We start from the raw sequence: 20,692 nt of genomic DNA, 5'->3' as shown, positions 1-20,692 counted from the left end.
TCGCCGGGCTGGGCCCGGCCGGCCTGGGCTCGGCTGGGCAGGGCCGGCGTCCACGTCGGCGTCGCCTGTCGTCCCGACCCCCGCTTCCGGATCAGCGAGTGATGCGTACGCTGGTGGCTGCGGTTCGTCTGCGATCTCGGAGTGTGTGCGCGTGTTCGACACCCTTTCCAGCCGCCTCGACAAGGTCTTCACGTCGCTGCGGGGCAGGGGGCGGCTGACCGACGCCGACATCGACGCCACCGCCCGAGAGATCCGGGTGGCGCTGCTGGAGGCCGATGTCGCCCTCCCCGTGGTCCGCGGTTTCGTCGCGGCCGTCAAGGAGCGGGCGCGCGGCGCCGAGGTGAGCGCGTCGCTCAACCCTGCGCAGCAGGTCATCAAGATTGTCAACGAGGAGCTCGTCGCCATCCTCGGTGGCGGCACCACCACGGTGCGCTTCGCCAAGACGCCGCCCACCGTGATCCTGCTCGCGGGTCTGCAGGGCACCGGTAAGACGACCCTCGCCGGCAAGCTCGGTCGGTGGCTGAAGGCCCAGGGGCACACCCCGCTGCTCGTGGCCGCCGACCTGCAGCGCCCGAACGCGGTGAACCAGCTCCAGGTCGTCGGAGGCCGGGCTGGGGTCGAGGTGTTCGCGCCCGAGCCGGGCAACGGTGTCGGTGATCCGGTCCGGGTCGCGCGGGATGCGCTCGCCCACGCCCGCCGCCACGTCTTCGACGTGGTGGTCGTCGACACCGCCGGTCGGCTCGGTGTCGACGAGGAGATGATGCGCCAGGCCGCCGACATCCGGGACGCGGTCTCGCCGGACGAGATCCTCTTCGTCCTCGACGCCATGATCGGTCAGGACGCGGTCTCCACCGCCCAGGCGTTCGCCGACGGCGTCGGTTTCTCCGGTGTCGTCCTGACCAAGCTTGACGGCGACGCCCGTGGTGGCGCCGCGCTGTCGGTGGCCCGGGTGACCGGCGCGCCGATCATGTTCGCCTCCACCGGCGAGTCCCTCGAGGACTTCGACGTCTTCCACCCCGAACGGATGGCGTCGCGCATCCTCGGCATGGGTGACGTGCTCACGCTCATCGAGCAGGCCGAGAAGGCGTTCGAGGTCGAGCAGGCCGAGGCGATGGCCCTGAAGATGGCCACCGCCGAGTTCACCCTCGAGGACTTCCTCGAGCAGATGCTTACCGTGCGCAAGATGGGCCCGATCGGCAACCTCCTCGGCATGCTTCCCGGCATGGGGCAGATCAAGGATCAGCTCGCCCAGGTGGACGATCGCGACCTGGACCGGGTGGTCGCCATCATCCGCTCCATGACCCCGGCCGAGCGGCGCGACCCGAAGATCCTGCAGGCGTCCCGGAAGGCCCGCGTCGCGCGCGGCTCCGGAGTCACCGTCACCGAGGTCAACCAGCTGTTGGACCGTTTCGGTGAGGCCCGCAAGATGATGAAGCAGATGGCCGGCGGGTCCGGGTTGATTCCCGGCCTGGGCCGGGGGAAGGCCGCGCAGGCCCGCAAGGCGCCGAAGAAGGGCAAAGGCGCGCGCCGCAGCGGAAACCCGGCGGCCCGGGCCGCGCAGTCGCAGGACCGCAAGACCGGGCAGGACGGGCCGCCCGCGCTCGGTCCGGGCATGGCCCCGGGGCCCGAGGGCATGCCGGACCTCTCGGCTCTGATTCAGCAGAGCGGCCTCGGTGGCAACGGTTCTGGCGGCAAGGGGACCCCGCCGCGGCGTCCCCGTTCGGGCCGCTGACAGCGATCGGGGCGCGGTGGCCGGGGTCGATCGGGAACGCTCCCGACTCCCCGGGCGCGGTCCCGGCAGCTGATCTGGCAGACTGTAAGGTCATACCGGCGTTGCCTGCCGGCGTCGGCGTGGCCGCCATCGGGCGTGTTCCCCGGAGTTCTGGGGGAGTATTGCCAGGGTGGTCTGTCGTCGGCGGTGTTCTCCCGCCATCGGGGTGTCACGGGTGCCCGTGTAGCTCTGGTGGTCATCGATATGTCTGGAGCCGTTCGACCACCGTGGCAACAAAGATCAAACTTCAGCGCCTCGGCAAGATGCGCGAGCCGCATTACCGCATCGTCGTCGCCGACGCCCGTACCAAGCGGGACGGCCGGGTCATCGAGGCCATCGGGCAGTACCACCCCAAGTCGGACCCGAGCATCATCAAGGTCGACGCGGAGCGCGTCGGCCACTGGCTCTCGGTCGGCGCGCAGCCGACGGAGCCGGTGCTGGCGATCCTCAAGGTGACTGGCGACTGGCAGAAGTTCAAGGGCCTGCCGGCGCCTCCGCCGATGAAGTTCCCGGCGCCGAAGGCCGACAAGCGCGAGGTCTTCCAGGAGGCCGCCCGTGCGGCCGCCGACGCGGCGGACAAGCCGGCGACGACCCCGAAGAAGGCGAAGAAGTCGGCTGCCGCCGACGACGCCGAGACGGCGTCCGCAGAGCCGGTCGCGGGGCAGTAGGTGCTCGAGGCGGCTCTCGAACACCTCGTCCGCGGCATCGTCGACTATCCCGACGATGTGCGGGTCGATCTGTCGAGTAACCGACGCGGCCGGACGCTGGAGGTGCGGGTGCATCCCGACGACCTCGGCAAGGTGATCGGTCGCCGTGGTCGGACAGCCCGGGCGCTGCGTACCGTGATGGGCGGTGTGGGCGGTCGCGGTCTGCGTATCGACGTTGTCGACGTGGATCGGTAATGCCCGTTTCTTCCGTTCGCGGGCGCGCCGCAACCTCCCATGGGTGAGCCCGTCATTGTCGGGCGGGTCGGGCGTCCGCACGGTGTTCGCGGTGATGTGACCATCGACGTCCGGACGGACCTGCCCGAGCGGCGTTTCGCGCCCGGGTCCGTGCTGGGTCGTCAGGCCGCGGGTGACTCGGTGACGGCGGCGGGTGTGCCCGCCGCCACGGGTGACTCCGGCACGGGTACGGGCGGCACGGGTACGGGCGCGACCTCGCCGCTAGGCGCGACGGAGACGTCCACTCAACCGGTGCTGCGGGTCGTGACCTCTCGGTGGCATTCCGGCCGGCTGCTGGTCCGGTTCGACGGTGTGGGCGACCGCAACGCCGCGGAGGCGTTGCGGGGCACCCTGCTGACCATCGACTCCGACGAGTCCGGGCCACCGGCGGAACCCGACGACGATGACGGCGACCTGTGGTGGGACCGTGATCTCGTCGGCCTGCGGGCGCAGACGCCCGCGGGCGACCCGCTCGGCGACGTGATCGACGTGGTCCATTCACCGGCCGGGGAGATGCTGGCGATCAGCAGGGCCGGCGGGGGAGAGCACCTCATCCCCTTCGTCCGGGAGATCGTCCCGACGGTTGACCTGGAGGCAGGCCACATCGTGGTCGACCCGCCACCTGGCCTGCTCGACCTCGACTGATCCGCCGCCGAGGTGGGGCGGATCACCGTCGCGCCAACGGCACCTGATCCGACGGCCGACGGCACCCTCTCCGACGAAGGCAGACGGATGCGCATCGACGTCCTGACGATCTTCCCGGACTACCTGCGTCCGCTGGAGCTCGCTCTGGTCGGTCGCGCGGCCGCCCGGGATCTGGTCGACATCCACACCCATGACCTGCGGCAATGGACTCATGACGTCCATCGGACGGTCGACGACGCCCCCTATGGCGGCGGGCCGGGCATGGTCATGCGCCCAGAGCCATGGGATGAGGCGCTGCGGGCCGTCAGCGGTGGTGATCCCACCCGCCGTCCTCGCGTGGTGGTTCCGACGCCTGCGGGCGTCCCGTTCACCCAGCGCTATGCGGCCGAGCTCGCGGAGCAGGACTGGCTGGTCTTCTGCTGCGGCCGGTACGAGGGCATCGACGGCCGGGTGGTCGATGCCTGGGCCGACGACGAGATCTCCATCGGTGACTACGTTCTCGCCGGCGGGGAGGCCGCCACGCTCGTGATCGTCGAGGCGGTGACGAGGCTGCTTCCCGGTGTTGTCGGCAACGTCGAGTCCATCACCGACGACTCCTTCGCGCATGGCCTGCTTGAGGGCGCGGTGTACACCCGTCCGCCGATCTGGCGGGAGCGTGAGGTGCCCGCGATCCTGCGCTCCGGGGATCATGCGGCCATCGCCCGGTGGCGCCGGGACGAGGCGCTGCTGCGTACCCGGCGCAGACGTCCTGAGCTGCTCGAACGGATCGAACTGTCCGCGGCTGACCGCGCGGTCCTGGCGAGCGCGCCGAATGCGCCGAGTGCCCCGCCGACTGGTGACGGCGGTCTCGAGGACAGCGCGGTGTGACGGCATGACGCGCCGAGGTGACGGATCCGGCCTGGCGGGGGCGGCGCGGGTGGCCTGGACAGGGCCTGCCGACCGGACACCTCGCTCGTGTGGCACAGTAGGATGCGGTGTCCGCTGGTTCCTGACCGACGGTGTCACGCAACACTGACCCGTCACCCGCCGGCCTGGTTGAACTGACCTGGTTGGTCTGTGACGTTGTCGGTTGGTGGCCTTGTCGGTCTGCCGATCCGGCGCACCCGGTCGGCCCGCCGATCCGGCGTAACCGCTGTTCTGCCGCTTCGCCGTCCTGGCGCATGCTTCGTCCGGCCACGTGCCGGTGTGATGCCGTGTGACCGGGAAGTCGAAAGGCCGCAGCGAAACGCTGGTCGCGGCCGGCGGACCGTTTCATGCATTTGCCTGTGACAACCCTGAGGAAAGCGACTGCCATGCACACCCTGGACAGCCTCGACGCCGAGTCGCGCAGGACGGACGTGCCGGAGTTCTGGCCGGGCGACACGCTGAAGGTCCACGTGCGCGTGGTCGAGGGTAACCGCCAGCGCATCCAGGTCTTCCAGGGCGTGGTGATCCGTCGCCAGGGCGGCGGTGTCCGGGAGACGTTCACCGTTCGCAAGGTGAGCTTCGGCGTTGGCGTCGAGCGGACCTTCCCGCTCCACAGCCCGATCGTCTCGCGCATCGAGGTCGTGACGCGCGGTGACGTCCGCCGGGCGAAGCTTTACTACCTTCGCCAGCTTCGTGGCAAGGCCGCGAAGATCAAGGAGAAGCGCGAGCCGGTCGGCCGCTGAAGCTCCCGGTGAACCGTCGCCATAGGCCTTCCGTTTGGTGGGTGTCTGGCGACTGGCCGGTCACCAAACCACTCCACCGCGCGGGCGGTGCATCAGGATGGTCAGGTCGTGGGCTGATCCGGTCAGACCGCGGCCTTGGCGGGCCTCTGCCTGTCCGATGACGAATGACGGCCGACCTGGCGAGGTGGCGCAGTGAGTGGATCCGACCGCGGCACACCCGAACCGTTCGACGGTTCGGGTGAAGGCGATCCGGCGTCTGCCGGTCCTGGGCCGCACGGTGACGCCCCGGGTCCCGCGGTTTCTGGCATGGATCCGGGCGTGACGGGTTCACGTCCGGACCCCGCCGCCGCTGGGCTGGGCTCCGGTGCCGATACCGGGTCCGCGCGACCCGTCGGCCCTGTCAGCTCCGTCGACATGGATCCCGCCGAGCCGGTCAAGGATCCCGCCGAGCCGATCAAGCCCTTTGAGCCGGTCGTGGCCGGCGTCAACGCGGGTAGCGGCGGCGGGGTGGTGGGAGCCGCGTACGAGGTGGAGACGAGCGCTTCGTCCGGGCCCGAGGAGCGCGGGCGTGACGAGCACGGGAGCGGGGCCTCGGCGGCCACCGGGCGGCGGGTCGCTCGGCCGGACACCGGCCGGGACCGCGGGCGGGGCTCGTTCCTGCGCGAGCTCCCGATCCTGGTACTCGTCGCCTTCCTGCTCGCACTGCTGATCAAGACCGTCTTCGTGCAGGCGTTCTGGATCCCGTCCGAGTCGATGGAACGGACGCTGCTCATCGACGACCGCGTGCTGGTGAACAAGGTCATCTACCACTTCCAGGACGTGCACCGCGGCGAGATCGTGGTGTTCAACGGTGAGGGCACCGGCTTCGAGCGGGAGTCGGTCGTCAGCGAGCCCAGCAACGGGCTGAGCCGGTTCGTCCGGAACGTTCAGGAGCTGCTGGGCCTCGGCGCTCCCAGCGAGAAGGACTTCATCAAACGTGTGATCGGAGTCGGTGGGGACGTCGTCGCCTGCTGCGATGACGCCGGGCGCGTGACAGTGAACGGCAAGGCCCTCGACGAGCCCTACGTCTACGAGAACGATTTCCAGGAGTTCGGTCCGATCACGGTTCCGGACGGGGACCTGTGGCTGATGGGTGACCACAGATCCCGGTCATCGGACTCGCGACAGAACGGCCCGGTGCCCCACGACAAGGTGATTGGCCGCGCGTTTGTGCGGGTCTGGCCACTCGGGCGCTTCGGCATCCTTTCGGTGCCGGACACCTTCTCCGGGGTGCCGTCGGCCAGCGCCGCGAATCGCGGCAACGCGGAGCACGAGCCGGTCGCGTCGGGGTCGGGCCTGCCGGGGTCGACGGACGAGCTCCTGGCGCCGGTGGCGGCCTTGGCGCTCGTGGTCCCTGGCCGTCGGCGTCGTCGCGCCGGGCTGGGGCGGTCCGGACGGCCCGGTCGGTCCGGACGGGCGGTCGGCAGGTGGCCGAGTTCCGCGCGTGCGCGCCGGGGGATTGTCCGGTCGCGCGTACGACGCGCCGACCGTCGGCCTGACGTGGGTGGTTCGCCCTGATCCCCATGGATGTGCGTGGCACGACGGTCCGTAGCGACGCCGGCCTTTTCGGCTACGAGCGGGCGCTGACCCGCTGCGGCCTCGGGCCGGTGGCAGGTGTGGACGAAGCAGGCCGGGGCGCCTGCGCGGGGCCGCTGGTGGTCGCCGCGGTGATCCTGCGCCCAGGTCGGACCCGCCGGCTCGCGCGTCTCAACGACTCGAAGCTGCTCACCGAGCGCGTCCGCGAGGAGGTCTACGCGGACGTGCAGGCCAGCGCCGCGGCGGTGGCGACCGTCGTCGTTCCCGCCGCGGACATCGACCGGATCGGCGTGCACGTCGCCAACATCATGGGTATGCGTCGGGCTGTCGCCCGCCTCGGTGTCTCGCCGGGCTACGTGCTGACGGACGGGTTCGCGGTAGAGGGATTCGGGGTGGAGTCGCTGGCAGTGATCAAGGGAGACCGGGCTGTCGGGTGCATCGCCGCGGCGTCTGTCGTGGCCAAGGTGACCAGGGACCGGATCATGCGTTGTTTGCACGAGCAGTACGCCGAGTACGATTTCGCGCAGCACAAGGGCTACGTCACCGCGGCGCACACCGCCGCGTTGGCGCGGTACGGGCCGTGCGCCGAGCACCGCCTGTCATATGTCAACGTCGCCGCACAGGCGGGGCTGACGGGGAAAACAAGATTGCTGCGGCTGGAGGAAAGAGTTGCTATGACCAGCCTGCGTGGCGCCACGGAGAGCGCATGAGCGCGGAGGATCTCGAAAAGTACGAGACCGAGATGGAACTCCAGCTTTACCGCGAGTACCGCGACGTGGTGGGGCTGTTCTCGTATGTGATCGAGACCGAGCGGCGGTTCTATCTGGCGAACGACTATCAGATCGAGATCCGTAACAGCTCGGACGGCGAGGTCTTCTTCGAACTCACGCTGCGGGACGCCTGGGTGTGGGACATGTTCCGGCCCGCTCGTTTCGTGAAGAACGTTCGAGTTGTCACGTTCAAGGACATCAATGTCGAGGAACTGACCAAGGCCGAGCTCTGAGCGCCAGGTCCTGAGCGCTGGAGTCTTCGGTCCGTCCGGCTGTCCGGCTGTCCGGTATGTCCGGCGAGGCGGGGGTCACCTGAGGCGTGGAAGGGTGCCGGTCCGCCGGTTACCCGGTGGCACGGCGTACATCGTTGCCGCTCTGTGGATGAAAGCTGGTTATCCACAGGGAGCCGATTGAAGTGTCTCCGCGGGGCGAGAGCGCGGAACCTGATCTCACCGGCGGGCGTGCGACCCCCGGTGAGACGGAGCCTCGGATGCGGGTCAGTGAGCGGTTCGGCCGGTTCGGCGAGGATGTCGCGGCCGAGCATCTGTGCGCCGAGGGCGCGGAGATCCTCGCCCGCAACTGGCGGTGTCGTGAGGGCGAGATCGATATCGTCGCGCGCCACGGCGACATTCTTGTCTTCTGCGAGGTCAAGGCACGTAGCGGGTCAGGCTACGGAAGCGGCGCCGCGGCGGTCGTCGGTCGCAAGGCCGCCCGCATCCGGCGCCTTGCCGTCCGCTGGCTCGCCGAACATCCCCATCCCCCCGCCGTGGTGCGATTCGATGTTCTCGAGGTCTATCGGGAACAGCAGGGGCCGGTCCGGGTCGAGCACCGCCGAGGAGCCTTCTGATGGCCCTCGCACGCTCCCTGGCAGTCGCGGTGGTCGGTATCGAAGGGCGCCTCGTGGAGGTCGAGGCCGATCTGGGGCGCGGCCTGCCGGGCTTCACGCTGATCGGCCTTCCGGACGCGGCCCTGCACGAGGCGCGTGACCGGGTGCGAGCCGCGGTGGTGAACTCCCGCGAGCACTGGCCGGATCAGAAGATCACAGTTGGGCTGTTTCCAGCGACCCTTCCAAAGTCCGGCAGCGGATTCGATCTCGCGGTGGCCGCTGCCATTCTGGGCGCGGCCGGGGCCGTGCCCTCGGGCGCACTGGCGAGCCGCATCCTGATCGGGGAACTCGCGCTCGACGGCAGGCTCCGCCCGGTGCGAGGAGTTCTCCCCGCCGTTCTGGCCGCCGTTGAGGCTGGCCTGGAGCGGATTGTTGTGCCCGTAGCGAACGCCGCGGAAGCCGCGCTGGTTCCCGGTGCCGTCATCGAGCCCATGCGCGACCTCGCAGGTGTACTGGCGCTGCTGCGTGGCCGGCCGACGCCTGTGCTCCTCCCGGCAGGCTCCGCGCAGCCGGTCGATCCGGGGGAGCCGGCCGATTCAGGGGAGACGATGCCCGATCTGGCGGACGTCGCGGGGCAGGTCCGAGGGCGGCTCGCAGTGGAGGTGGCCGCCGCGGGTGGGCATCACCTGTTCATGCTGGGGCCGCCCGGCTCCGGCAAGTCGATGCTGGCGGAGCGGCTGCCAGGCCTGTTGCCCACGCTGGATTTCAGGGCAGCGCTGGAGGTCACGGCCGTGCATTCGGTGGCGGGCGTCCTACCGGTCGGCCGGCCGCTCGTCACCCGGCCACCGTTTCGGAACCCGCATCACTCAGCCACCCCCGCCGCGCTCATCGGCTCCGGGTCCCCGGCCATCCGCCCAGGTCTCGCCAGCCAGGCCCACCACGGGGTGCTCTTCCTGGATGAAAGCCCGGAATTCGGGCGTAACAGTCTCGATGCCCTGCGCCAGCCGTTGGAGAGCGGCCTGATCGAGGTCGCGAGAGCCCGGGCCACCACTCGCTTCCCGGCCCGCTTCCTGCTGGTCCTGGCGGCGAACCCGTGCCCCTGCTCACGTGCCCGGGGCCCGCGGGACGCCCGCTGCGACTGCCCCAGCACGGTTCGACGGCGTTACCTGGCGCGGTTGTCAGGCCCACTGCTGGACCGGATCGACATTCAGGTCCAGCTGAACTCGCCGAGCCGGGCGGAGCTGAAAGCGGACCGAGGGCACGCGACCTCCTCCAGGACGATCGCGGAGCGGGTGGCACGCGCACGTTCCGTGATGGAGAAGAGGTTCGCCGGCACGCCGTGGCGCCGTAACTCCGACGTGCCCGGGCCCGCCTGGCGACATCGGTGGCCGTTGCTCCCGGAGGCGACCCGCCTCGCGGACCGTGCGTTCGATCGCGGGCTGCTCACGGCACGTGGGCTGGACCGGGTGTTCCGCGTCGCCTGGACGATCGCGGACCTGGCGGAGGTTGAACGGCCTGGCGCTGCCGAGGTCGGCCTCGCCCTCGATCTGCGGCTGCCGGGGTGGTCGGCATGAGCAGGCCATCAGATCACCTGTCAGGGCCGTCTCCGGTGGCGCTGGTGGCAGGCGGCGAGGCCGACGCGCGTCGACTGGCGCGCGTCGGCCTCAGCCGGATCGCCGCTCCTGCCCGGGCCTCACTGCGCGAGCAGTTGCAGGCGGTCGGCGAGGTGGCCCTGTGGGAGCGGCTCAGGGCGCAGCATCCTGGTGTCGATCCGCGGCAGGACATCGAGGCCGCGGAGCGGGTCGGAGCTCGGCCACTGTGCCCGGGCGATCCGGACTGGCCGGCTGGGCTCGACGTCCTCGACCGGATCGGCGGCGACAAGAGCGGTGATGACGGGATGCCCCTCGTGCTCTGGGCTCGGGGAACGGCTGGCCTTGCCGACATCACCCGGCGGGCGGTGGCGGTCGTCGGCTGTCGCGCGGCCACGGACTACGGCCTTCACCAGGCCCAGGAACTCGGCTTCGGGCTGGCTGAACGCGGCTGGACCATCGTGTCCGGAGCCGCGTTCGGTGTCGACGCGGCCGCGCACCGCGGTGCGCTCGCCGCCGGGGGATCGACGATCGCGGTCCTGGCTGGCGGCGTCGACGTGCCCTACCCGGCGGCCCACGCCGACCTGCTTGACGAAATCGCAGCCTCCGGTCTGGTACTCAGCGAGACTCCCCCGGGGAGCCCGCCCTACCGGCGCCGCTTCCTGACCCGGAACAGGATCATCGCGGCGCTTGGTGCGGGCACGGTGCTCGTGGAGGCGGGTGTGCGCAGCGGTGCTCTGAACACGGTCCGTCATGCCCGCCGTCTAGGCCGCACCGTGATGGCGGTCCCAGGGCCGGTCACCAGCGCGATGAGTGCTGGCTGCCATCGGTTGCTGCGCGATCAGCGGGAGGAGACGGCGCTGGTCACGTGCGCGGGCGAGGTCTGTGAGGAGATCGGCGAGATCGGTGAGCTGGCGCCCCGACCGAGCGGCCCGACGCGAGCCCGTGACGGCCTCGCGGACCTCGTCCTGCAGCTGCTGGACGTGATGCCAGCCCGTTCGGCCATCGGAGTGGCGGCACTTGCCCGCCGGGTCGACTGTCCTCCCGGAACGGTGCTGGCGCTGCTCGGGCCGCTGGCGGTGGAGGGCTTGGTCGAGGCGACCCCGGCGGGCTACCGGCTGACGGCGCTGGGAAGATCATCCTCTCAGGCGGGTGGCAGCAGGGCTGCCCGAAAATCGTGAACGGCTGCCTGGCGACTGGGACTCTCAGGTCTTGCCCGGCAGCAGCACGAAGCTGGCCGTCGAGCACCCGGCAGGCTGTAGAGCTGCTCGATTAGTCGGCGGATGATCTCGGCGGCCGTGCGGATGCCGTCGGCCAGATCGCCGAGCGCGCAATGACGGCTATCGGCATCGATGTCATCGCATCCTTCGACCTGTGGTACCCAAAGAGAATTGAATCGACGTCCTTTGCCCTGGGGTAAAAAGGGGTGGAAATTAGTTCTTCGGTTGAACCATACGATAAAGGTACGATCTCGGTCGGTGACGGAAACTTCGTCTACTGGGAGGTCTGTGGCAACCCGCAGGGGAAGCCTGCGCTCGTCGTTCACGGTGGGCCCGGATCGGGTTGCTCGGTAGGTGCCCGTCGGTTTCCTCACCTCGACCGATTCCGAGTGGTGCTCTTCGATCAGCGTGGCTGTGGACGTAGCATCCCGCACGCGAGTGATCCGGCCACCGATATGCGTTGTAACACCACGGAGCACCTGCTGGCTGACATGGAGGTGCTCCGCGAGCACCTCAACGTCGAGAAGTGGCTGCTCTTCGGAGGTTCGTGGGGGTCGACGCTGGCGCTCGCCTACGCCGAGCGCCATCCGGGCCGGGTCTCGGAGATCGTCATCCCCGGAGTCACCATGACGCGGCGTGCGGAGATCGACTGGCTGTACCGCGGGGTGGCGAGGTTCTTCCCGCAGGAGTGGGAGCGGTTCCGTTCCGCCGCGTCCGGGGCGGGCGGTGAGGGTCACCTGGTCAAGGCCTATGCGTGCCTGATGGAAGATCCCGACCCGCAGGTGCGGGCACGGGCGGCCGAGGCGTGGTGTGCCTGGGAGGACGCGGTCATCTCCCTGGAACCGAACGGACGGCGGAACGCCTACAGCAGCCGTCCGCTGGCAGCCCGCCTCGCGCTCGTCCGCATCTGCGCGCACTACTTCGCCCACGGCGCCTGGCTGGAGGAGGGCATCCTGCTGCGTAATGCAGGGCGTCTGGCAGGAATACCCGGGGTGTTGATCCACGGCCGCCATGACCTGGGCAGCACCTTCCGGACCGCGTGGGAGCTTGCTGGCGCCTGGCCCGACGCGGAACTCGTCGCCGTCACAGACGCGGGCCACACGGGCAGCGACACCATGCGCAGCCAGATTCACCGTGCCATCACCAGATTTGCTCCGGGGTGACCGGTGGGACCTCCAGTCTCGGTACTGCGCAGGCTGGGGCAGTGTGCATGTTCCTGACCGGAGTCAGCGCCATGCCACCGAACATTTGCGAAGGGCTATCCGAGCAGTGGGAGCAGGCGGGGGCGAATCCGGTGGAAGAAGGCGAGCGGGTTGAGGTACTCCGCGCCGCGCAGAAGCCCCCAGTGCAGGCAGGCCGCGGTCGGGCAGCCGGAATGCCCCGCTTCGAGGAGCCCGATCCGCTCTCCGCTGGCGACCTGGTCACCTTCGTGCACGAGTGGACGCACAGGTTCGTAGGTGGTGCGCAGCGAGCCGTGCACGACGGTGACGACCCACCGGTCGCCGACCCAGCCCGCGAAGCCGACGACCCCGGAGCGGGCGGCTGCGACCGGGCTGCCCGGCGGGGAACTCAGATCGACCCCACGGTGCCCTGGGCCGAAAGGGTGCTCAGGTGCCTGAAACGCCCGCGCCACCGTGACGGGGTCTGGCAGTGGCCAGGTCCACCCGGTGGGGTCGCCTGCCGACTCGGATCGCACCGGCGCGGTTACTGCCGGCTGGCTCGAGGCCGGGGCGCTGACGGATGCCCGGATCGGCACCCGCCCTGGGCAGACTAGCGCGATCATCAGCGCGAGCAGCGGGATGACCAGCACGGCCGGGTCGAGGCGCGGTGGGTGGGACACAGCGGTTCGCCTCCGGATCGGCAGACACGACGAACTGTCGTTGTGGCGGAGCCGCCCTGGTGCCTTGTGGCGGAGCGGCCCTGATGGATGAGCGGCGGTCGGGCCCTTCGGGTCGGTTCCGACCGCCGCTCTGCTGGCCGGCGGGGGCGCCCGATTTGGCCAGCAACACAAGGGTGCATGAATCCGCCATCAAACGGTGGCTAATGAAGCCTGTTGTGGATAAACGAAAACGAAAGGGGTCGCGCCGAGTCTCTTTGTGACCTCTTCGGCTTCGCCCGGCAGGGGCCGCCGATCGGAGCGCCGCGCCGAGCTTCCGGGTTCGGCAGCGCGGCTGCCGGGGCTGGCGAGCCGTCCGACCAGCAGCTCCGCGGGCGTCCCTCCGGGCGGGCGACCCCCGAGCCTCGGTCAGGGAGCGGTCACGGAGGCCGGGTATCATTGGCGGGAGTCCATCTGCCGAGGTCGCCTCGGCGTTGCTGGTGTCCTGGCCGCCTGGCTGGGCCGCCTGTGGCGTCGCGGGTCACCGGTGGTGGTCGGTGGCCGGCAACAGCCGGTTTCCGACCATTTCGGTGGGCTCAGTTCGCACGCCTGCTCCCGGTCGCGACCGGGAGGGCCTCCTCGGTCCGCCGCCCCGCGGCGGCCACGGCCATTCGGGCGTCAGGGGTCTCCGGCTCTCGCCGGGGCCGTCACAACCGAGGCGTCCCGGTCAACGTGCCGGGCGAGAAGGGAGCGACGCCAGTCATGGCCGTCGTCACCATGAAGCAGCTCCTGGAGAGCGGCGTTCACTTCGGGCACCAGACGAAGCGCTGGAACCCGAAGATGAAGCGCTACATCTTCACGGAGCGCAACGGCATCTACATCATCGACCTGCAGCAGACCCTGTCCTACATCGACCGGGCCTACGACTTCGTCAAGGAGACGGTCGCCCACGGTGGGACCGTCCTGTTCATCGGGACGAAGAAGCAGGCGCAGGAGGCGATCGAGGAGCAGGCCCTGCGGGTCGGCATGCCCTTCGTCAAGGAGCGTTGGCTGGGCGGCATGCTGACGAACTTCTCCACGGTCTACAAGCGTCTCCAGCGGCTCAAGGAGCTCGAGGAGATCGAGCTGACCGGTGGCACCGAGGTCCGCACGAAGAAGGAACAGCTCGTGCTGACCCGGGAGAAGGCGAAGCTCGAGCGCACCCTCGGCGGTATCCGTGACATGAGCCGGGTGCCGAGCGCGGTCTGGGTCGTTGACACCAAGAAGGAGCACATCGCCGTCGGTGAGGCCCGCAAGCTGGGTATCCCGGTCGTGGCGATCCTGGACACCAACTGCGACCCGGACGAGGTCGATTACCCGATTCCGGGCAACGACGACGCGATCCGCAGCGCCGCCCTGCTCACCCGGGTCGTCGCGGACGCGGTGGCCGAGGGCCTGATGTCGCGTGCCGGCGCGTCGAGCAACGCCGAGGCGAAGCCCGAGCAGTCCACGGGCGAGGAACCGCTCGCGGAGTGGGAGCAGGCGCTGCTGCGTGGGGACGCCGCTCCCGCCGCGAGTGAGCCGGCTGCGGCTGAGCCGGCTGCGGCCGCTCCTACGGCGAGTGAGCCCACGGCCGCCGAGGGCCAGCAGGAAGAGCAGCAGGAGCAGCCCCAGCCGGACGCGGTCGGCACCGCCGTCTGACAGAGCCAGACCTGACCTCGACGTCTCCCGGTGGTCTGCGTACCGCCGTGAGACGTTGCTCCAGCCCCGCCGCCCGGCAGCCGGGTGGCGGGGCAGGCGTCCGTCCGGGAGGCTGTCGACCGCTTCTGGCGGCGGCGGTCGGAGTGGGTGGCGCCCGTGCGGCGGCGTCGCGCACGTCTCGACGCCGAAACTCCCAATCAACGAACAACGCCCACCATCGCCAGCAATCGGAACTGACGAGAAGAGCACCATGGCAGACATCACAGCCGCCGACATCCGCAAGCTCCGGGAACTCACCGGCGCCGGGATGAGCGACGTCAAGAAGGCGCTTGTCGATCACGACGGCGACTTCGAGAAGGCCAAGTCCTGGCTGCGGGAGAAGGGTCTCGCGGGCGTCGCCAAGCGCGCGGGCCGCAGCACGGTGAACGGGCTTGTCGAGTCCTACCTCCACCGCACCGACCCGCAGCTTCCGCCGACGCTGGGCGTCCTCGTGGAGCTTCGCTGCGAGACCGACTTCGTCGCCAAGACGGAGGACTTCAAGCAGCTCGCGCGTGACCTCGCCCAGCACATCGCGGCGGCCGACCCGCTGTACGTGACCGCTGAGCAGATCCCGAACGAGGTGCTGGAATCCGAGCGGAAGATCTACGAGGCGGCCGCCCGCGAAGAGGGCAAGAACGAGAACGCCATCCCGAAGATCGTCGAGGGCAAGGTCAACGGCTACATCAAGAGCGCGGTGCTGCTCGACCAGCCCTGGGTGAAGGACGGCAAGATCACCATCCGTGCCCTGCTGGAGCAGGCGGGCTCCTCACTCGGTGAGAAGATCGAGGTGGGCCGGTTCGCGCGGTTCAACGTGCGGCAGGCCTGAGTAGGCGCTCGCCACGCCGGTGGGGAGAGACGGCCGGGCATCTGGCAGGGGATGAACCCTCTGCGGATGTCCGGCCGACGTCGGTTTGCGGTCCTTCGCGCCTGCGGCCCCCTCGTGTTCGCGGGCATCACACGGCACAAGGTGACGTTTGGCGGCGCGATCTGCACAGGCCCGATCCGGCCGGCCACAGTTCGCGCTCGTCGACGCGCCACGCGGCCCCACGGGCAGCCGTGCCTGAGTCGTGCGGCAGACTGCAGTCAGCATGAACGTCCCAGGCCGATGATCCCGGCTAACGGCGAAGGAGCCTCCCCGTGACCGATGACGCCTACAACGCCGTGGGTGCAGTCGACTCTGGAGACCGCACTGACACCCAGCCGCGATGGACCCGGGTGCTGCTGAAACTCTCCGGTGAGGCGTTCGCCGGCGGGGAGCCGCTGGGGATCGACCCCGTCACCCTGTCGACGATCGCACGCCAGATCGCCGGGGTGAGCCGGTCGGGTATCGAGGTCGCCATCGTCGTCGGCGCGGGAAACATGTTCCGCGGGCAGGCCTTGGCCGAGCGTGGGATGGACCGCGCCCGGGCCGACTACATGGGCATGCTCGGGACGGTGATCAACTGCCTCGCGCTGCAGGACGTCCTCGAGCGGGAAGGCATCGTGACGCGGGTGCAGACGGCGATCGCCATGGGCCAGGTCGCCGAGCCCTATCTTCCCCTGCGGGCGATCCGCCATCTGGAGAAGGGCCGGGTGGTGATCTTCGGTGCGGGTCTGGGGGCGCCTTTCTTCTCGACTGACACCACGGCCGCCCAGCGGGCGCTGGAGGTCAAGGCCCAGGCGGTACTCAAGGCGACGAAGGTCGACGGGGTCTACGACTCCGACCCTGCGACGAATCCCGCCGCCGTTCGGTTCGACACCCTCACTTACGGTGAGGTTCTCGCGCGCGGCCTGAAAGTGATGGACGCGACCGCGATCAGCCTGTGCATGGACAACGACCTGCCGATCGTCGTCTTCGATCTCCTCACCGAGGGGAACATCTCCCGCGCTGTCCGGGGTGAGAAGATCGGCACGTTGGTCGGTGTCGAAACGTACGGAACGGAAGGTACGCGGTGATCGACGACACGCTCCTCGAGGCCGAGGAGAAGATGGACAAGGCAGTCTCGGTCGCCAAGGAGGACTTCGGGAACATCCGGACCGGCCGCATCACGCCGGCGGTCTTCGGGAAGGTCCTCGTTGACTACTACGGTGCGCCGACCCCTGTCCAGCAGCTCGCCTCGTTCCACATCCCCGAGCCGCGCATGGTCATCATCACCCCCTACGACAAGTCGTCGCTGGGTGCGGTGGAGAAGGCCGTCCGGGACTCGGACCTCGGGGTGAACCCGAGCAACGACGGTGCGATCATCCGCTGCGTCTTTCCGGAGCTCTCCGAGCAGCGCCGCCGTGAGCTGGTGAAGGTGGCCCGCACCAAGGCCGAGGAGGCCCGGGTCAGCATCCGCAACATCCGGCGCCACGCCAAGGACGCCATCGACCGTATCGTCCGCGACGGTGACGCCGGCGAGGACGAGGGCCGGCGTGGCGAGAAGGATCTCGACGAGGCGACCCACCGGTACGTCGCGCAGGTCGATGAACTTCTTCGCATCAAGGAGTCGGACCTGCTCTCGGTCTGACCCGCGAGCAGCGTTCAGCCATATGCGGCACCGTGCCCATCCGCCACCTCGGACCATCCAGGGGTGGCGTGCCGGGCGTGTCGGTAGGAACGGATGGGATGGGCGGAGCGGTGAGTATCCCGGCCCTGGGAATGCCGCCCGAGGACACGGCTGTGACTGACCGCGCCGACACGCCTGACGATCCGGGACGGGACGGTCTCCGAACGGAGCAGCACGGCTTCGTCCCGGCGGACGGGCCTGCTCCGCGCGGCCATGCCTCGAACGGCATCGGTCGTTCGAACGACGCCGATGGTTCGAACGGCGCTGCTGGTCCGAACAGTGTCGGTGGTTCGAATGGCGCCGCCGGTTCGGAGCGGGTCACCCGGCCGCTGGCCGGGGACGCTGATCTCGCGTCCGCCCCGGGTGTCGGGCCAGGTATCGGCGGTCACGGTGGCGGTGATGCGGCGGGCCGCGGGCCGGCAGCCCAGCCGCCGTTGGAGGGCGACCAGAAGCCGGCCGCGGCCGGCCTGCCCGCGGCGAACACCGCGAAGAGCGGCCGGCGGGTGATCCGGGCCGGCCGTGACCTGCCCGCCGCGATCGCGGTGGGGATTGTGCTGGGCGCGGTGATCCTCGTTCCGCTGTTCACCTTCTACCCGATCTGGGTGGGCGTGGTCAGCGCCGCGGTGGCGATCGGGACCTACGAGGTCGTCCGTGCGCTGCACGTCGCGGGGATGACGGTCCCACTGGTCCCGCTGGCGGCGGGTGCCGTCGCGATGCCTGTCGCGGCCTACAGCGCCGGTACGAACGGACTCGTGCTGGCCCTGGCGGGCACCATCCTCGCCGCGGTCGCCGTCCGCGGAGTTCGTGATCCGGCGGCGGCGAACAGCGCGGCACGGTTGCGCGACTTCGCGGCCTGCGCCTTCACCGCCGCGTACGTCGGTTTTCCGGCCGGCTTCGCCACCCTGCTGACCTCCGCGCCGGACGGCCACTGGCGCACCATCGCGTTCCTCGGCACGGTGGTCGCCAGCGACATCGGCGGCTACACGGCAGGTGTGCTCTCGGGCGGCCGCCACAAGCTGGCTCCGTCGGTTTCGCCCGGAAAGTCGTGGGAGGGCTTCGCCGGGTCGATCGTCGGCTGCGTCATCGTCGGCGCCGTCCTGATGACCTGGCCGCTGGACGGCGAGATCTGGCAGGGAGCGTTGCTCGGGGTGGCCACGGCCTGTTCCGCGACTGTGGGTGACCTGGGCGAGTCGCTACTGAAGCGGGACATCGGCATCAAGGACATGGGCAGTCTGCTGCCCGGCCACGGCGGGATCATGGACCGCCTAGACTCCCTGCTTTGCACAGCCCCGGTGGCCTGGCTGCTCATCACCGCGTTCCTCGGCTGACCGGGCTGACCGGGCCGACCTGACTGCTCGGGCGACGCTCTGCGTGGCTGAGGGCTCGTGCTGACCGGCCAGGCCCGGGGCGGCGAACGGGCCTCGTGGATCACCGGGGCGCCGCCTCGCCGGACTGCCTGGCAGACTGGACAGGCGATGACTGCCACGACCGCCGATTCCGGAGACCTCCTGCCCCTGGTGGCAGGGCGGTCTCGCCCGCCGCGTCACCTCGCGGACCTCTCCCGTGACGAACGGCGTGCCGTGGCCGAGTCGCTTGGCCTGCCGGCCTTCCGGGCCGACCAGCTCGCCCGGCACTACTTCGCCCGTCATCTGCGGGCAGAGGACGCCGCCGCGATGACCGACCTGCCGGCGCAGGTCCGGGCGACGCTCGTCGACTCGCTGTTGCCGCGGCTGCTCACCGCTGCCACCACGGCGGACTGTGACGGTGGCCAGACCCGCAAGACCGTCTGGCGCACGGTCGACGGCGCCAAGATCGAGTCCGTGCTGATGCGATACCCGCAGCGGACAACCGTCTGTGTCTCGAGCCAGGCGGGCTGCGGTATGGCCTGTCCCTTCTGTGCGACGGGCCAGGGTGGTCTCACCCGCAACCTCTCGACGGCCGAGATCGTCGAACAGGTGGTGGACGCGGCTCGCACGATGACTCGGGGCGGCCTGCCCGGTGGGCCCGGCAGGTTGTCCAACGTGGTGTTCATGGGCATGGGCGAGCCGTTGGCGAACTACAACGCCCTGCTCGCCGCGCTGCGGCGGCTCATCGAACCCACGCCGGACGGTCTCGGTCTCTCGGCGCGGAGCCTGACGGTGAGCACGGTGGGCCTGGTGCCGGGGATCCGTCGGCTGGCCGGCGAGGGGCTTCCGGTGACACTCGCGCTCTCGCTGCACGCGCCGGACGACGAGCTGCGCAACGAGCTCGTTCCGATCAACACGCGGTGGCCCGTGGCCGAGGTCCTCGAGGCTGCCTGGGACTACGCCCGGATCACCGGCCGGCGGGTGAGCATCGAATACGCGCTGATCGACGGCGTCAACGACTCTCCCGAGCGGGCGGACGCCCTCGGCGCACTGCTCGCCGGCCAGCTGGCACATGTGAACCTGATCCCGCTCAACCCGACGGACGGCTCGTCCTGGCAGGCGAGCGCTCCCCGTGGCCAGCGGGTCTTCGTGGATCGACTGCGAGCCCGGGGCGTCACGGCGACGGTGCGTGACACCCGCGGCCGGGAGATCGCCGCCGCGTGCGGCCAGCTTGCGGCCGAACCGCCGGCCCGTCGGCGAACGGGGCGCTAGCCGTGGCGTTCGGGAGCCCTGCCGGGCGTCGGCGAGGCAACGGCCGGCCCGGCGCCGGTTCGGCGAGGTCGACCGGCGGATCGGGGAGACCTGGTGTCGGATCAGCGAGATCTGGTGTCGGGTCGGCGAGGTCGGCCGCGGGTTCGGCGAGGTCGGCCGCGGGCCGGGTGCGGGCTCGCTCCGGTGCGCTGCGCAACGGTTCCCGGCCGACCAGCACGCTCTGGCTGCCGATCACCGCCGCGGCGGGGGTGCTCCTCCTGCTGCTCTGGTACGCGATGTCACAGTCCCCGTCGGACAAGTCCGATGCCGCGGCGCCGGTCGCGACGGCACTGGGCAGGGCCGGGGCATCGGGTGCCGCGGCGGTGGCCGCACTTCCCACCGTGCCCGCGCCGCCGACCAGCGGGTGCCAGACGGGCAGGAGCCTGCCGTCCGGGGTCACCACCGAGACCGTCACCGTCGCGGGTACGGATCGGCAGTACCGGCTCGCCGTGCCCCAGGGCGCCAGGGCGGGCACGGCGCTTCCGCTCGTCGTCAACCTGCACGACCGCGACCAGTCCGTGGACCAACTGGAGCAGTACACCGGGATGGCTGACGCGGGGACCAGATCGGGCTATGCGGTCGTCACCCCGGTCGGCGTGTCCGCCCGGTGGAACCTCACCCGCTCGGCCGAGGCCGGCCCCGACGACGTCCTGTTCATCGGCATGGTGCTCAACGACCTGACGGGCCGGATGTGCCTCGACCCGAAGCGGGTGTTCGCCAGCGGCTTCTCCGATGGCGCCGACATGACGCTGGAGGTCGCCTGCGCGCTGCCCGACCGGTTCGCGGCCGTGGTCACGGTCGCGGCGAGCCGGGTCCCGGAGGACTGCGCGGATCCACGCGCGAACCTGCTCGAGGTGCACGGAACCGCGGACGCGATCGCGCCCTGGGACGGCGGCGGCCCGGCCCGTACCGCGCCCTTCGTGGGGCTGGTCGCGCAGCCCGTCGAGAGCCGCACCGACCGGTACGCCAGGGCGTTCGGCTGCGGC

The 20,692-nt window shown here is 70.3% G+C and carries 21 protein-coding genes; 20 read left to right on the top strand and 1 reads right to left on the bottom strand.

What is annotated here, in order from left to right:
• Positions 1-151 precede the first annotated feature (151 nt).
• The 13 genes from ffh to pip all read left to right on the top strand — a co-directional run bounded on the left by ffh (position 152) and on the right by pip (position 12,149).
• Positions 152-1,732, top strand: coding sequence for a signal recognition particle protein (ffh, locus tag FREUN1FDRAFT_RS30575; protein WP_006544184.1), 1,581 nt, complete (start codon positions 152-154; stop codon positions 1,730-1,732).
• 266 nt (positions 1,733-1,998) lie between these two features.
• Positions 1,999-2,439 carry a 30S ribosomal protein S16 gene (gene rpsP, locus FREUN1FDRAFT_RS30570; protein ID WP_006544183.1) on the top strand — a complete coding sequence of 147 codons (441 nt, stop codon included), beginning with the start codon at positions 1,999-2,001 and terminating at the stop codon, positions 2,437-2,439.
• A complete protein-coding gene (locus FREUN1FDRAFT_RS30565) occupies positions 2,440-2,673 on the top strand; it encodes an RNA-binding protein (protein ID WP_006544182.1) in 234 nt (77 codons plus the stop codon).
• A 39-nt stretch (positions 2,674-2,712) separates the two neighbouring features.
• Entirely contained in the window at positions 2,713-3,357 is a 645-nt protein-coding gene (gene rimM / locus FREUN1FDRAFT_RS30560; RefSeq protein ID WP_006544181.1) for a ribosome maturation factor RimM, read from the top strand.
• 87 nt (positions 3,358-3,444) lie between these two features.
• The gene (gene trmD / locus FREUN1FDRAFT_RS30555) at positions 3,445-4,224 is read left to right on the top strand and encodes a tRNA (guanosine(37)-N1)-methyltransferase TrmD (protein WP_006544180.1); all 780 of its coding nucleotides are present in this window, start codon (positions 3,445-3,447) and stop codon (positions 4,222-4,224) included.
• 425 nt (positions 4,225-4,649) lie between these two features.
• A complete protein-coding gene (rplS, locus tag FREUN1FDRAFT_RS30550) occupies positions 4,650-5,006 on the top strand; it encodes a 50S ribosomal protein L19 (protein WP_018640599.1) in 357 nt (118 codons plus the stop codon).
• Positions 5,007-5,324: 318 nt separating this feature from the next.
• The gene (gene lepB, locus FREUN1FDRAFT_RS30545; protein WP_369809839.1) at positions 5,325-6,563 is read left to right on the top strand and encodes a signal peptidase I; all 1,239 of its coding nucleotides are present in this window, start codon (positions 5,325-5,327) and stop codon (positions 6,561-6,563) included.
• Between the two features lie 5 nt (positions 6,564-6,568).
• Positions 6,569-7,291 carry a ribonuclease HII gene (locus FREUN1FDRAFT_RS30540; protein WP_006544177.1) on the top strand — a complete coding sequence of 241 codons (723 nt, stop codon included), beginning with the start codon at positions 6,569-6,571 and terminating at the stop codon, positions 7,289-7,291.
• A complete protein-coding gene (locus tag FREUN1FDRAFT_RS30535; RefSeq protein WP_006544176.1) occupies positions 7,288-7,584 on the top strand; it encodes a DUF2469 domain-containing protein in 297 nt (98 codons plus the stop codon). Before FREUN1FDRAFT_RS30540 ends, FREUN1FDRAFT_RS30535 begins: the two co-directional genes overlap by 4 nt.
• A 257-nt stretch (positions 7,585-7,841) precedes the next feature.
• The gene (locus tag FREUN1FDRAFT_RS30530) at positions 7,842-8,198 is read left to right on the top strand and encodes a YraN family protein (RefSeq protein ID WP_006544175.1); all 357 of its coding nucleotides are present in this window, start codon (positions 7,842-7,844) and stop codon (positions 8,196-8,198) included.
• Positions 8,198-9,751, top strand: a complete 1,554-nt coding sequence (locus FREUN1FDRAFT_RS30525) for a YifB family Mg chelatase-like AAA ATPase (RefSeq protein WP_006544174.1) — start codon at positions 8,198-8,200, stop codon at positions 9,749-9,751. The genes FREUN1FDRAFT_RS30530 and FREUN1FDRAFT_RS30525 overlap by 1 nt, the downstream gene beginning before the upstream one ends.
• Positions 9,748-10,947 (top strand): DNA-processing protein DprA, encoded by a 1,200-nt coding sequence (gene dprA / locus FREUN1FDRAFT_RS30520; RefSeq protein WP_050796108.1) that lies wholly within the window; start codon positions 9,748-9,750, stop codon positions 10,945-10,947. Before FREUN1FDRAFT_RS30525 ends, dprA begins: the two co-directional genes overlap by 4 nt.
• A 251-nt stretch (positions 10,948-11,198) precedes the next feature.
• The gene (pip, locus tag FREUN1FDRAFT_RS30515; RefSeq protein ID WP_083828866.1) at positions 11,199-12,149 is read left to right on the top strand and encodes a prolyl aminopeptidase; all 951 of its coding nucleotides are present in this window, start codon (positions 11,199-11,201) and stop codon (positions 12,147-12,149) included.
• A 95-nt stretch (positions 12,150-12,244) separates the two neighbouring features.
• Here the strand turns inward: pip and FREUN1FDRAFT_RS30510 are convergent, their stop codons facing one another.
• A complete protein-coding gene (locus FREUN1FDRAFT_RS30510; RefSeq protein ID WP_006544171.1) occupies positions 12,245-12,826 on the bottom strand; it encodes a M23 family metallopeptidase in 582 nt (193 codons plus the stop codon).
• A gap of 738 nt (positions 12,827-13,564) precedes the next feature.
• Between FREUN1FDRAFT_RS30510 and rpsB the strand changes: the two genes are divergently transcribed.
• From rpsB to FREUN1FDRAFT_RS30475, 7 genes are all read left to right on the top strand, one after another.
• A complete protein-coding gene (gene rpsB, locus FREUN1FDRAFT_RS30505; RefSeq protein WP_006544170.1) occupies positions 13,565-14,482 on the top strand; it encodes a 30S ribosomal protein S2 in 918 nt (305 codons plus the stop codon).
• A gap of 250 nt (positions 14,483-14,732) precedes the next feature.
• Positions 14,733-15,347: a translation elongation factor Ts gene (locus FREUN1FDRAFT_RS30500; RefSeq protein WP_006544169.1), complete on the top strand. Its 615-nt coding sequence runs from the start codon at positions 14,733-14,735 to the stop codon at positions 15,345-15,347.
• Positions 15,348-15,658: 311 nt separating this feature from the next.
• Entirely contained in the window at positions 15,659-16,456 is a 798-nt protein-coding gene (pyrH, locus tag FREUN1FDRAFT_RS30495) for a UMP kinase (RefSeq protein WP_006544168.1), read from the top strand.
• Entirely contained in the window at positions 16,453-17,010 is a 558-nt protein-coding gene (gene frr, locus FREUN1FDRAFT_RS30490; RefSeq protein WP_006544167.1) for a ribosome recycling factor, read from the top strand. The genes pyrH and frr overlap by 4 nt, the downstream gene beginning before the upstream one ends.
• A gap of 152 nt (positions 17,011-17,162) precedes the next feature.
• Positions 17,163-18,377, top strand: coding sequence for a phosphatidate cytidylyltransferase (locus FREUN1FDRAFT_RS30485; protein WP_369809837.1), 1,215 nt, complete (start codon positions 17,163-17,165; stop codon positions 18,375-18,377).
• Positions 18,378-18,524: 147 nt separating this feature from the next.
• On the top strand, positions 18,525-19,667 hold the full coding sequence (gene rlmN / locus FREUN1FDRAFT_RS30480; RefSeq protein WP_006544165.1) for a 23S rRNA (adenine(2503)-C(2))-methyltransferase RlmN: 1,143 nt from the start codon (positions 18,525-18,527) through the stop codon (positions 19,665-19,667).
• Positions 19,668-19,834: 167 nt separating this feature from the next.
• The coding region (locus FREUN1FDRAFT_RS30475) for a PHB depolymerase family esterase (protein WP_006544164.1) at positions 19,835-20,692 on the top strand (858 nt) is incomplete at its 3' end.

This window comes from Parafrankia sp. EUN1f (genome assembly GCF_000177675.1).
Classification (GTDB): domain Bacteria; phylum Actinomycetota; class Actinomycetes; order Frankiales; family Frankiaceae; genus Parafrankia.
This window is presented reverse-complemented; position numbering and strand designations above follow the sequence as displayed.